Genomic DNA, 12675 nt, shown 5'->3' with positions numbered 1-12675 from the left:
GGCGGGCGTGACGGCTGCCGTGAGGGTGGCGGACACCTCGCGCCGGGCGGCGTCGCCCAGGGCCTGGAGGGCGACGAAGCGGCGCTGGGTGGCGGCCGGGTCGAGGTCGAAGCTGCGGCGGAACTCGGTAAGGGTGTCGACGGGCATCGCGGTGGGCCAGTCGTCGGCCTGGACGAAGCGCGGGCTGGCAGCGATCAGCACCAGCCGGGCGACCTTGCGCGGCGCGTGGGCGGCGAGGTGCAGGGCGAGCTGGGCGCCGAGGGACCAGCCGATCACGGTGGCGCCGTCGGGCAGCGCCGGAATCAGGGCGTCGGCCCAGTCGGCGAGGGTTTCGCCGGCGGCAGGGGCGTTGCCGTGGCCGGGGAGGTCGGGCGTATGGATCGTCAGGCTTGGTGCGAGCTGCGCAGTGAGTGGCGCCCACACCGCCGATGACAGGCCCCAGCCGTGGAGCAGCACGACCGGGCTGTTCATGGCTGAAGGCTTTCGAGGTGGTTGAGCACGTGGATGAGGCGATCCACCTGCGCGAAGCTGTGCGTCGCCGACAGGGTGATGCGCAGCCGCGCGGCGCCCTTGGGGACGGTGGGGGGGCGGATCGCGGGCACCCACAGGTCTTCGGCGTCGAGGGCGCGGGAGACGGCGAGGGTCTCGTGGTTGTCGCCGATGACCACCGGCTGGATCGGGGTGTCGGAGGGCAGGAGCTGCCAGCGCTTGAAGTGCAGGCCGTGCTTGAGGCGGTCGATCAGGGCGTTGAGGTGGGCGCGCCGGGCGTCGCCCTGCTCGATGAGGTCGAGGGCGGTGAGCAGGGTGTGGGCCAGCAGCGGCGGGGCGCCGGTGGTGAAGATGTAGCTGCGGCTCTTGCTGACCAGCCACTCGATGACATCCCGCTGGCCGGCCACGAAGGCACCGGAGACGCCGGCGGCCTTGCCGAGGGTGCCCATGTAGATGAGGCGCGGCGACGACAGCCCGAAGTGGGCAAGGCTGCCGCGGCCTTGGGGGCCGAGCACGCCGAAGCCGTGGGCGTCATCCACCAGCAGCCAGGCCTTGTGGGCTTCGGCCAGGGCGAGGAGTTCGGGCAGCGGGGCGAGGTCGCCATCCATGCTGAACACGCTGTCGGTGACGATCAGCTTGCGCGGGGCCGTCGAGGCTTCGAGGCGGGCGGCGAGGGCGGCGAGGTCGCAATGGGGATAGCGGATGAACTCGGCCCGGGAGAGCAGGGCGCCATCGACCAGCGAGGCGTGGTTCACCTTGTCGGCGAAGATGGCGTCGCCCCGGCCGACCAGGGCCGGCATCACGCCGATGTTGGCCATGTAGCCGGCGGAGAAATACAGCGCGTCGTCCATGCCGACGAAGCGGGCGAGGCGCGTTTCGAGCTCTTCATGCACGGCGTAGTGGCCGCTCACCAGGTGGGACGCGCCAGAGCCGACGCCCCAGCGCCGGGTGCCGAGGACGGCTGCTTCGGCCAGGGCCGGATCGGCGGCGAGGCCGAGGTAGTCGTTGGAGCAGAAGGCGATGACCGGCCCGGGGCGATCTTCGAGCAGTGCCGAAGGGGCGCAGGGCGTGGTGGCGACCCGGCGACGGCGGCGCAGGCCGGCTTCGTCGAGATCGGCGAGGCTGGCGGAGAGTTCGAGGAGCGGGTCGATGGGCTCAGCCAAGGCTGGCCTCCAGCGCGGCGGCGGTCTGGCGGGCGAGGTGGTCGATCTCGGCGTCGCTGAGGATGTAGGGCGGCATGGTGTAGACCGTGTTGCCGATGGGGCGCAGCAGCAGCTCGCGGGCGAGGGCCTCCGTGAAGAAGCGGCGCGAGAAGCCGGACGAGGCGCCTTCCACGTCGAAGGCCAGGATCATGCCCCGCTGGCGGAGGTTGCGCACCGCCGGGTGGCTGCCGATGGCGGCGCGGAAGGCGGCACCCAGGCGTTCGGCCTTGATCCTGTTGGCGGCGAGCACGTCGTCCTGGGCGAAGATGTCGAGGGTGGCGAGCGCAGCCCGGCAGGCCAGCGGATTGCCGGTGTAGCTGTGGGAATGCAGGAAGCCGCGGGCGGTGTCGTCGTCGTAGAAGGCGGCGAAGACGTCGTCGGTGGCGAGCACGATGGAGAGCGGCAGGTAGCCGCCGGAGATGCCCTTCGAGAGACAGATGAAATCCGGCCAGATGCCGGCCTGCTCGCAGGCGAAGAAGGTGCCGGTACGGCCGCAGCCCACGGCGATCTCGTCGGCCACGAGATGCACCCGGTGGCGGGTGCAGATCTCGCGGGCGAGACGCAGGTATTCCGGGTCGTACATCACCATGCCGGAGGCGCACTGGATGAGTGGCTCGACGATCAGCGCGGCGGTCTCGTGCCCGTGTTCGGTCAGGTGGGCGTCGAGGGCGGCGGCGGCGCGGCGGGCCACGTCGGCAGCGGTCTCGCCGGGTGCGGCATTGCGGGCGTCGGGGCTGGGCACGCAGGTGCCGGGGCGTACCAGCGGGGCGTAGGCGTCGCGGAAGATGGCGACGTCGGTGACGGCCAGGGCGCCGACGGTCTCGCCGTGGTAGCTGCCGGCCAGGCTGACGAAGCGGTTCTTGCCGGGCTCGCCGTGGTTGCGCCAGTAGTGGGCGCTCATCTTGAGGGCGATCTCGGTGGCCGAGGCGCCGTCGGAGGCGTAGAAGGCGTGGCCCAGCTGGTGCTGCGTGAGGGCGGCGAGGCGCTCGGAGAGCTCGACCACCGGCTCGTGGGTGAAGCCGGCGAGCATCACGTGTTCGAGCTGGTCGAGCTGCTGCTTGAGGGCTGCGCCGATGCGCGGGTTGGCGTGACCAAAGAGATTGACCCACCAGGAGCTGATGCCGTCCAGGTAGCGGCGGCCGTCCATGTCGTAGAGCCAGGCGCCTTCGCCCCGTTTGATGGGCACCAGCGGTAGCTGCTCGTGGTGCTTCATCTGGGTGCACGGGTGCCACACGGCGGCGAGAGAGCGGCCGAGGAGGCTGGCGTTGGCGGAGTTATGGTCGACGGACATGAGGCTGGCTTCAGAAGGACAAAGTGGAGCCGGCTCCGGGGAGCCGCTCCACTTTTTACCGGTGATGAATCGGTGTTGCGTCGGTAGTGCTCAGTACGAGTAGATGCTGGCGCCGCCCGCGCCGACGGCCGTGTAAGTGGCGTTGGCGCGGGTGATGCCGTACATGGTGGCGCCCGGCGTCGGCTTGGTGGTGGGGGCCACCCAGGTGTTGATGGCAGTGGCGATGTAGATCGCGTTGCTGGCGCCCACGGCGGCGAAGCGGCCGTCGGACGAGGCGGCAACGGCGTAGAGGGGTGCGCTGCCTACGTCGGCCAGCTGGGTGAAGGTGCTGCCGTCGCTGCTGGTGATGATGGCGCCACCAGTAGCGCCGGTGCCTACCGCGGCGAAGTAGTAGGTGGTGACGCTGTTGGTGGTGACGGCGACGGTATCGACGCTGCGCAGATCGGTGCAACCGGCGCCGCTGAGGGTGACCGCCTGGGTGGTCCAGGTGCTGCCGTCGGTGCTGGTGAGCATCGTGCAGTTGGCGCCCACGGCGATCCACTGGCCCTTGACGGAGTAGGTCACGCCGTAGAGGTTGGGGGTGCCACCGGGCACCGAGGCGGCGGGGGTCCAGCTCTGGCCATCGGTGGAGTACACGATGCGGCCGTTGTCGCCCACGGCCACCACGGTGGCGCCGTTGCTGGCGAGTGCGTTGAGGTTGGCGGTGCCCGCGTCGCTGATGGTGCCGGCGGTCCAGGTGCCCGGGGTGGTGGCGTACCAGGTCTTGCCGCCGGTGCCGACGGAGACGAACTTGCTCAGGGTGTAGACCACGCCGTTGAGCTGGCCGCCGAGGGTGGCCTTGGACGTCCAGGCGAGCGGCGCGCTGCTGGTGTAGGCCGGGGCAGAGTACACCACGCCGCCGTCGCCGACGGCGACGTAGTTGGAGGTGGAGTCGTTGCTGTCGGTGCCCAGCGCCGTGCTGCGCATGGTCGGGCTGCCGCTGAAAACGCCGCCGGTCAGCCAGCTGTCGCCGGACGCGCGCGGGGTGGCCGACAGCGTGGCGGAGAGCGGGCCGCCCTTGCCGCCGTTGTCGCGTCCGTTCATCGCGAAGTAATAGGTGGTGCCGTTGGTCAGGCTGGTGACGACCATGGGCGGGCGGATGCCCTTGTCGTTGTTGTAGCCGACCTTGGACTGTGCGCCGGTGAGCTTGCTCCACTGCTCGACGGTCGAGAAGCTGACGCTCGGGGCGTAGTAGAGCCAGTATTGGTAGGCCGTGTTGTCGTCCCAGGTGACGGTCGCCTGACCATCGCCAGCCACGACGGCGAAATTGGATGGTGCCTGGGTGGAGCTGCTGCTGTCGCCACCACCGCCACCGCAGGCGGACAGCATGAGGGCGGCGAGGGAGCCGGCGATCAGGGTGGCAGGGGCGATGCGGAGGCGGGACACAGACATGGGTTTGGCCATCGATGAACGAATCGAGCCGGAATTCTACATCACCATCGCCTTCCGGCTTTCCTCCCGTGCGCCGGGCGGGGCGAAACGGGGGGCAGCCGGGCGATGGTCGATGTTCAGGCGGGCGTCACCCCGGTGAGTTCCTTGAGCAGGATTTCCTGCGCGGCTCGCCGCGTGGTGCGGGGATTCTTGCGGCGGTAGTGGTTTTCGGCATCGAGTTCCCACGCCTGGCAGTTGTCGCCCAGATAGGGGCGCAGGCCTTCCTTGATTACACGCCGTTTCACTTTCGGGTCGAGGATCGGGAAGGCGACCTCGATGCGCTTGAAGAAGTTGCGCTCCATCCAGTCGGCGCTGGAAAGATAGAGCTTCTCGGCGCCGTCGGCGAGGAAATAGAAGATGCGGTGGTGCTCCAGGAAGCGGCCGACCACCGAGCGCACCTTGATGTTCTCGGACAGCCCCGGCACGCCGGGCTTGAGGGCGCACACGCTGCGGGCGATCACGCTCACCTCGACGCCGGCCTGGGAGGCTTCGTAAAGGGCTTCGATGGTTTCGGGTTCGAGCAGGGCGTTGACCTTGACGATGATCCGCCCCTTGCGGCCGGCGCGGGCGATCTCGGCTTCCTCGCGGATCGCCGCGACCACATTGGGCTGCAGGGTGAAGGGTGCCTGCCACAGGTGGCGCAGCTTGCCGGCCTGGCCCAGCCCGGTGAGCTGCTTGAAGACTTCGGCCACGTCGGCGCCGATCTCGTCGTTGGCGGTGAGGAGGCCAAAGTCGGTGTAGAAGCGGGTGGTGCGCGGGTGGTAGTTGCCGGTGCCCAGGTGGGCGTAGCGGCGCAGGTTGCCGTTCTCACGGCGCACCACGAGCAGCAGCTTGGCGTGGGTCTTGTAGCCGAACACGCCATACACCACGTGGGCGCCGACTTCCTCCAGGCGGGCGGCCCAGCTGATGTTGGCTTCCTCGTCGAAGCGTGCCATCAGCTCGAGCACGACGGTGACTTCCTTGCCCTTCTGGGCGGCGCGGATGAGGTGTTCCATCAGCACCGAATCGGTGCCGGTGCGATAGACGGTCATCTTCACCGACACCACGGCCGGGTCGTCGGCGACGGCTTTCAGCATCTCGATCACCGGTTCGAAGCTCTGGAACGGGTGGTGCAGCAGGATGTCGTGGCGGCGGATGGCGGCGAAGATGTTCTCGCGCTTGTCCAGCCCCCGCGGCCGGGCCGGCAGGAAGGGGCGGTACTTGAGATCGGGCCGGTCGACCCAGTCGGGCACTTGGTTGAGGCGCACCGGATTGACCATGCCGGGCACCCGATACACGTCGGCGGGGTCGAGCCCGAACTGCTTCATCAGGAAGGTGGCCATGGCCTCGGAGCAGTTGTCGGCCAGTTCGAGCCGCACCGCGTCGCCAAAGTGGCGCTGCTGGAGTTCGCCCTTGAGGGTGGCGCGCAGATCCTTCACTTCCTCTTCATCGACGAACATGTCGGAGTTGCGGGTGACCCGGAACTGGTAGCAGCCGAGGACGTTCATCCCCTCGAAGAGCTCGCCCACGTGGGCATGGAGCAGCGACGACAGGAACACGAAGCCATAATCAACGCCGGTGAGCTCCTTCGGGAGGTGGATGACCCGCGGCAGGGCGCGGGGTGCCTGGACGATGGCGGCGCCGGAGTTGCGTCCGAAGGCGTCGCGGCCTTCGAGTTCGACCGCGAAGTTGAGGCTCTTGTTGAGCACCCGCGGGAAGGGGTGCGCCGGGTCGAGCCCGATGGGCGTGAGGATGGGCATCACCTCGCGCATGAAGTATTCGCGGGCCCACAGGTGCTGGGCGTCGGTCCACACGCTGCGGCGCAGGAAGACGATGCCCTCGGCGGCCAGCGCCGGCAGGATCACGTCGTTGAGCAGCGTGTATTGCTCGCTGATGAGGCCGTGGACTTCCCGGCTGATGCGGGCATGGAGGATGGCGGGGGTGAGCCCGTCGGTGGTGAGTGCCACGCTGCCGAGCCGCATTTGCTCCTTCACGCCGGCGACACGTACCTCGAAGAATTCGTCCAGGTTGCTCGACACGATGCACAGGAAGCGCAGCCGCTCCAGCAGCGGCACCGACGGATCGGCCGCCTGGGCGAGGACGCGACGCTGGAACTGGAGCAGGGACAACTCGCGGTTGGTGAAGTGGTCGTGGCGGAAATGGCGGTCGGGGGCGTTTAGACGCATGGGCTCTCCTGTCGAATCGTCCGATTGAATGCCAAGTATGTGACGATTTTGTTACCGCATCATGAAGCTTCGCAATACCCGACATTGTGTCGACTGCGCGCAGAAGCGCCGCACGCGGGTGCTAGAATCCCCGGCTTCCGCGCCACGGGGCGCAGCTCGTGCCTGCTTCATGAATCGTGAATTGATCGCCGCCATCGATCTGGGTTCCAACAGCTTCCGCCTGCAGATCGGGCGGATTGTGAATGACCAGATCTATCCCCTCGATGGCATCAAGGAGTCGGTGCGCCTCGCCGCCGGCCTGTCGTCCGACCGCATGCTCGACGCCGCCGCGCAGTTCCGTGGCATCAGCGCGCTGCGCTGCTTCAACGAGCGCATCCGTGATTACCCGCCCGAGGCCGTCCGCGCCGTGGGCACCAACACCCTGCGGGTCGCCAAGAACGCGTCGCACTTCCTCGTCCAGGCCGAGGCCGCGCTGGGTTTCCCCATCGAGGTCATCGCCGGCCGCGAAGAAGCGCGGCTGATCTATGTGGGCGTCGCCCACACCCTGCCGAATCCCCACAAGCAGCAGCTGGTGGTGGATATCGGCGGCGGCTCGACGGAGTTCGTGATCGGCAAGAGCTTCGAGCCCATCGCGCTGGAGTCCCTCTACATGGGCTGCGTGAGCTACTCGCTGCGCTTCTTCCCGGATGGCCGCATCGACAAGCGCGGTCTGCGCGAGGCCGAACTCACCGCGCAAAAGGAAATCCAGACCATCTCCCACGCTTACCGCGAGGTGGGTTGGGAAGAAGCCGTCGGCTCCAGCGGTTCGGCCAAGGCGCTGGTGGATATCCTCGAACTCAACGGCTTCTCGGATGGTGGCATCACCCGCACCGGGCTCGAACGCCTGCGCACGGCGATGCTGAAGGCCGGCAGCATCGACAACCTGCAACTGGAGGGCCTCCGCCCCGATCGCCTGCCGGTGCTCACCGGCGGGTTTGCGATCATGTGGGCGGTGTTCCAGGAGTTCGGCCTCGAGCGCATGGCCTTCTCGGAAGGCGCGCTGCGCCTGGGCGTGCTCTACGATCTGCTCGGCCGCTACCACCACCATGATCTGCGCGACGCCACCGTGTCGGCCTTCGTCGAGCGTTACGGCGTTGATCTGCCCCATGCGCGGCAAGTCACCGAAACCGCCCGGGCCTTTTTGCTGCAGCTCGAACCCGGCGCGGCGGATGAAGAAAACGTGGATCGGCGCTTCCTCGAATGGGCCGCGATGCTCCACGAGGTGGGCGTGTCGGTCGCGCACTCCAGCTACCACAAGCACAGCGCCTACATCCTCGGCAACGCCGACATGCCGGGCTTCTCTCGGATGGATCAGGGGCGCCTGGCGCGGATGGTGCTGGCCCATCGGGGCAAGCTGTCTCGGGTGAGTTCGCTTGGCCCCGAAAGCCCGGAATGGCGGCTGATCCTGTGCCTGCGCCTGTCGGCGGTGGTGCATCGCGCCCGCGACGGGCGTGGCGTGCCGCCGCTGCGGCTGAAGCGCGACGGCCGTGGCTACGTGCTGATCGCCGATAGCGAATGGCTGCGCAACCTGCCGCTCACCGCCGCCGTGCTCGACGAGGAAGAACGCCAGTGGCAGGCCATCGGGCTGCCCCTCAAGGTGCGCGTGGAGCGTGCCCCGGCCCGCAACCTGGCGGGCGCCTGACCGCCCGGCCGATGGCCCCCGACGCCCGACCGCAACCGGCGATCCGCAGCGATGGCGCGGCGGTCGCGCTGTCGGGCGACTGGACCTTGCGCCTGCTCTCGCCGCAGCTGGCGGATTTTCGCAAGCGGCTTGAGGAAACCCCCGATTCCGCCGGCTGGGATCTCACCGGCGTGACCCGCCTCGACAGCTTTGGCGCACTGCTCCTGTGGCGTCGCTGGGGGCGTCGGCGCCCAGCGCAGCTGGTGCTGCCGGCCGAGCTCGAAGGCATCTTCGGGCGCATCGACGCGCTGGGCGAGGTCAGCGTTCCGGTCGAGCCGCCTTACCGTTTTCTGGATGCCACCGCCCACCTGGGCCGGATGCTCATCGGCTTTGGCCATCATCTGCTCAATTTCGTCGCGCTGGTCGGCCAGCTGTGCCTTGATCTGTTCTACCTGCTGCGCCGCGGCGGGCAGTGGCCGCTCAGGGAGATGTCGGCCAACTTCTACAAGGTCGGTGTCAAGGCGATGCCGGTGACGGCGCTGGTGGGCTTTCTCATCGGTGTGGTGATGTCCTACCTCTCGGCGCTGCAGCTGCGGGCCTTTGGCGCGGACGTGTTCATCGTCAACATCCTGGGCCTTGGCATCATCCGCGAGCTCGGGCCGGTGCTGGTGTCGGTGCTGGTGGCGGGGCGTTCGGGCTCGGCGATGACTGCCCAGCTGGGCGTGATGCGGGTCACCGAGGAAGTGGACGCCCTCACCACGATGGGCATCTCCCGTTACATCCGGCTGGTGCTGCCCAAGGTGGTGGCGCTGGCGCTGGCGATGCCGCTGCTCACCCTGTGGGGCTCGGCGGTGGCGGTCTTTGGCGGCATGGTGTCGGCCAACCTGCAGCTGGACATGAGCTACGAATTCTTTCTCAACACACTGCCCCGGGCCGTGCCGATGGCCAATCTGGTGATCGGGCTGGGCAAGGGCATGGTCTTTGGCTTGCTGATCGCGCTGGTGGCCTGCCATTTCGGGCTGCGGGTCAAGCCCAACACCGAGAGCCTGTCGGCCAACACGACGGCCTCGGTGGTCACATCGATCACCGTGGTGATTTTGGTGGATGCGATCTTCGCCGTCGCCACCCGCAACATCGGGCTGCCTTTCCGATGAGCGGCGCCGGCACCTTTCCCGTCGAGCTGAAGGGGCTATCCACCCGCTTCGGCAACACCTGGGTCCATCGGCACATCGACCTGGCCGTGCCGGCGGGCGAGGTGGTGGCCCTGGTTGGTGGCTCGGGCAGCGGCAAGACGACCCTGCTGCGCCAGATGGTCGGGCTGTTGCAGCCGGCCGAAGGCGAGGTGCGGCTGTTCGGTGAGCCGCTGTCCGCCGGCAGCCGCGACGCCCAGCTCGCCCGCCGGCGCCGTTTCGGGATGCTGTTCCAGCAAGGGGCGCTGTTCTCGGCGCTCAACGTGTTTGCCAACGTGGCCTTCCCGCTGCGCGAGGCGGGCATTGACGACGAAGAATTGGTCAACCATCTTGTCCTATTGAAACTGGCGATGGTCGAGCTCGGCCCCGAGGTGGCGCTGCGCATGCCGGCCGAGCTCTCCGGCGGGATGGTCAAGCGGGTCGCCCTGGCCCGGGCGCTGGCGCTGGAGCCCGAGCTGCTGCTTCTCGACGAGCCGACCGCCGGCCTCGATCCGGACCGCAGCGCCGGTTTTGTGCGTCTGATCCGCGCGCTGCACCGGGCGCTGGGCCTCACCGTGGTGCTCGTGACCCACGATCTTGACACCCTGGCCGCGCTGGCCACCCGCGTGGCCGTGCTTTCCGAAGGGCGTATACTCGCCAACGGCCCCCTCGACGAGATCATGACGGTGCAGGATCCATTCATCGAACGCTTTTTCCACAGTGAGCGCAGCCAGGCCGCGCTCGCCCGCGGACGGGCCGAAGCCTGATGGAAAGTCGTTCCCACGCCATCGCGGCCGGGCTGTTCGCGATCATCCTGAGCTGTGCGCTGGTGGGCGCCCTGTGGTGGTTCTCGGACCGCCGAGACGCCACCCGCGACGTGCTGCTGGTGAGCTCCGGCAGCGTTAACGGGCTCAACGTTCAGGCCACCGTGCGTTACCGGGGTATCGTGGCCGGCAAGGTGGCGGCCATCAACCTCGATCCGGCCGACCCACGCAACGTGCTGGTCACCGCCCGCATCCGCACCGATCTGCCGATCACCCGCAGCACCCGAGCGCGGCTCGCCACGCAAGGCGTCACCGGGCTTGCCTTCATCGCGTTGGATGACGCCGGCGACGACACCACGCCGCTGGCGGGGGAGGGCGGTGCGCCGCCGCGCCTCAAGCTTGCCCCCGGGCTGGTGGATGAGGTGGCCGACGCGTCGGTTCAAACTCTGCGTCAGGTGCGCGAGCTCACCCAGCGCCTGTCGGCCCTGGCCGCGCCCGAGAACCTTGCCCGCATCGAGCGCACCCTGGCCCACCTGGAATCCTCCAGTCAGGGGCTCGACCGCACCCTGAAGGAAGTCCCGCAGACCCTCGCCGCCGTGCGCCAGGTGGTCAGCAAGGAAAACCTCGGTCGCATCGGGCGGTCGCTGGACAACCTCGAACGCCTCAGCGCCGACGCCGTGCCCCTGGCCCGCGATGGCCGTAATCTGGTGGCTCGACTGCAGACCGTGAGCGACCGTATCGACGGCCTGGTCGGCACCACCGGCGAAGGCCTCGCCACCAGCACGCTGCCGCGCCTGAACGTGCTGCTGCAGGAACTCACCACCACCTCGCGGCAGCTCTCCGATCTGCTCGACGAGATCGACGAGACCCCGCAGTTGCTCCTCCTCGGCCGCCGCCGTCCGCCTCCCGGGCCGGGCGAGGCCGGGTTCGGCAACGCGGCGGGCAGCCATTGAGTCGCCTCTTCAACCGGAACCGGCCCATGCAGCTCCTGCCTCTCATCCGCCTGTCCCTCGCCGTCGCCGCATTGCTGCTTGCCGCCTGCAACAGTGTGCCCAAGGCGGCCCCGGGTTACGCGGTGCACGATTTTGGCCCCCTCGACGGCCCGCCGCCGCGGGTGCTGGCTTTTCCTATCCGCAGCACCGAGGTTGTGCCGGCACCGTGGCTGGCGTCCACCGCGATGCATTACCGGCTGCTGTATGCCCAGCCGACGCGTCGCCAGGTGTTCGTTGAGAACCGCTGGGCCGCCCATCCGGGGCAGTTGCTTGAGCTCGCCCTCAAACGCAGCATGAAAGGTGACCTGCCGCCCGCGGGCGCGATAGGCTGCAGGCTGCGGGTCGATCTGGACGAGTTCGCCCAGGTCTTCGAATCGGAAGGTGTGAGCCGTGGCGTGATCGAACTGCGCGCCGCGCTGCTTGCACCTCGCAGCGACCAGTCGATTGCCATGCGCAGCTTCAGCGCCAGCGTGCCGGCACCTTCGGCCAACGCCGTTGGCGGCGTCCTCGCCCTGCGCGACGGCGTTGCCCGGGTTAACCTTGAACTGCTGGATTGGCTCGAATCCCTCGACGCCGATCCAGCCCACCGTGTGCGCGCCCGCTGCGGCGCGTGACGCAGCCACGACCGGCCGACACGTGCCGGCGATTTCAAAACCAGGAGGAGAACTCATGAACGCAGTCGTCCAGCCCAACACCGAACCCATGCTGCTCCGCCAGGACGCCGACGGCGTCGCCACCATCACGCTCAACCGCCCGAGCCAGTTCAACGCACTGTCCCAGCCCATGCTCGAAGCCCTGCTGGCCGAGCTGGAGGCCGTTGCCGCCGATAAAACCGTGCGCGTGGTGGTGCTCGCCGGCGCCGGCAAGGCTTTCTGTGCCGGCCACGATCTGAAAGAGATGCGCGGCAACTACACCAAGGCTTTCCAGCAGGCGCTGTTCCGCCTGTGCGGCAAGGTGATGATGCAGATCGTGAACATGCCCCAGCCGGTCATCGCCCGCATCCATGGCATCGCCACCGCGGCGGGCTGTCAGCTGGTGTCCATGTGCGATCTCGCGGTGGCGTCGGACGTGGCGCGCTTTGCCGTCTCGGGCATCAACGTGGGCCTGTTCTGTGCCACGCCCAGCGTTGGCCTGTCGCGCAACATGGGTCGCAAGCAGGCTTTCGAGATGCTCGTCACCGGCGATTTCATCGACGCCGCCGAGGCGAAGCAGCGCGGCCTCGTCAATCGCGTGGTGCCGCTCGAATCCCTCGACGAAGAAGTGGCCAAGCTCGCCGCGTCGATCTGCGCCAAGTCGCCGGCTGCCATCTCCATGGGCAAGCAGATGTTCTACTCGCAGCTCGAGATGGGCCTCGACGCCGCCTACCAGCAGGCCGCTGAAGTGATGGCCTGCAACATGATGTGCGAGGACGCTGCCGAAGGCATCGACGCTTTCATGGCCAAGCGCAAGCCGGTCTGGACCGGCAAGTAAGCC

11 protein-coding genes are annotated in these 12675 nt (G+C 68.3%); 6 read left to right on the top strand and 5 right to left on the bottom strand.

Annotated features, from left to right (window positions below):
- From QQK25_RS04755 to ppk1, 5 genes are all read right to left on the bottom strand, one after another.
- Positions 1-471, bottom strand: a 471-nt coding sequence (locus QQK25_RS04755; protein WP_284186911.1) for an alpha/beta fold hydrolase, incomplete at its 3' end; no start/stop codon positions are given.
- A complete protein-coding gene (gene bioF, locus QQK25_RS04750; RefSeq protein ID WP_284186910.1) occupies positions 468-1652 on the bottom strand; it encodes an 8-amino-7-oxononanoate synthase in 1185 nt (394 codons plus the stop codon). The genes bioF and QQK25_RS04755, both read right to left, overlap by 4 nt.
- Positions 1645-2982 carry an adenosylmethionine--8-amino-7-oxononanoate transaminase gene (locus tag QQK25_RS04745; protein ID WP_284186909.1) on the bottom strand — a complete coding sequence of 446 codons (1338 nt, stop codon included), beginning with the start codon at positions 2980-2982 and terminating at the stop codon, positions 1645-1647. Before QQK25_RS04745 ends, bioF begins: the two co-directional genes overlap by 8 nt.
- 90 nt (positions 2983-3072) lie before the next feature.
- Positions 3073-4413 carry a sialidase family protein gene (locus QQK25_RS04740; RefSeq protein ID WP_284186908.1) on the bottom strand — a complete coding sequence of 447 codons (1341 nt, stop codon included), beginning with the start codon at positions 4411-4413 and terminating at the stop codon, positions 3073-3075.
- 116 nt (positions 4414-4529) lie between these two features.
- Positions 4530-6617, bottom strand: coding sequence for a polyphosphate kinase 1 (ppk1, locus tag QQK25_RS04735; protein ID WP_284186907.1), 2088 nt, complete (start codon positions 6615-6617; stop codon positions 4530-4532).
- A gap of 169 nt (positions 6618-6786) precedes the next feature.
- Between ppk1 and ppx the strand changes: the two genes are divergently transcribed.
- From ppx to QQK25_RS04705, 6 genes are read left to right on the top strand one after another with little or no spacing between them, the layout of a single operon-like run.
- Complete coding sequence (gene ppx / locus QQK25_RS04730) at positions 6787-8298, top strand: exopolyphosphatase (RefSeq protein ID WP_284186906.1); 1512 nt, start codon at positions 6787-6789, stop codon at positions 8296-8298.
- An 11-nt stretch (positions 8299-8309) separates the two neighbouring features.
- Positions 8310-9431 (top strand): ABC transporter permease, encoded by a 1122-nt coding sequence (locus tag QQK25_RS04725; protein ID WP_284186905.1) that lies wholly within the window; start codon positions 8310-8312, stop codon positions 9429-9431.
- Positions 9428-10213 (top strand): ABC transporter ATP-binding protein, encoded by a 786-nt coding sequence (locus QQK25_RS04720; protein WP_284186904.1) that lies wholly within the window; start codon positions 9428-9430, stop codon positions 10211-10213. The genes QQK25_RS04725 and QQK25_RS04720 overlap by 4 nt, the downstream gene beginning before the upstream one ends.
- Positions 10213-11163 carry an MlaD family protein gene (locus tag QQK25_RS04715; protein WP_284186903.1) on the top strand — a complete coding sequence of 317 codons (951 nt, stop codon included), beginning with the start codon at positions 10213-10215 and terminating at the stop codon, positions 11161-11163. The genes QQK25_RS04720 and QQK25_RS04715 overlap by 1 nt, the downstream gene beginning before the upstream one ends.
- A gap of 26 nt (positions 11164-11189) precedes the next feature.
- The gene (locus tag QQK25_RS04710) at positions 11190-11816 is read left to right on the top strand and encodes an ABC-type transport auxiliary lipoprotein family protein (RefSeq protein ID WP_284186902.1); all 627 of its coding nucleotides are present in this window, start codon (positions 11190-11192) and stop codon (positions 11814-11816) included.
- A gap of 55 nt (positions 11817-11871) precedes the next feature.
- On the top strand, positions 11872-12672 hold the full coding sequence (locus QQK25_RS04705; protein WP_284186901.1) for an enoyl-CoA hydratase: 801 nt from the start codon (positions 11872-11874) through the stop codon (positions 12670-12672).
- Positions 12673-12675 lie beyond the last annotated feature (3 nt).

Origin of the sequence: Zoogloea oryzae, assembly GCF_030161255.1 — a bacterium.
Taxonomy (GTDB): domain Bacteria; phylum Pseudomonadota; class Gammaproteobacteria; order Burkholderiales; family Rhodocyclaceae; genus Zoogloea; species Zoogloea oryzae.
This window is presented reverse-complemented; position numbering and strand designations above follow the sequence as displayed.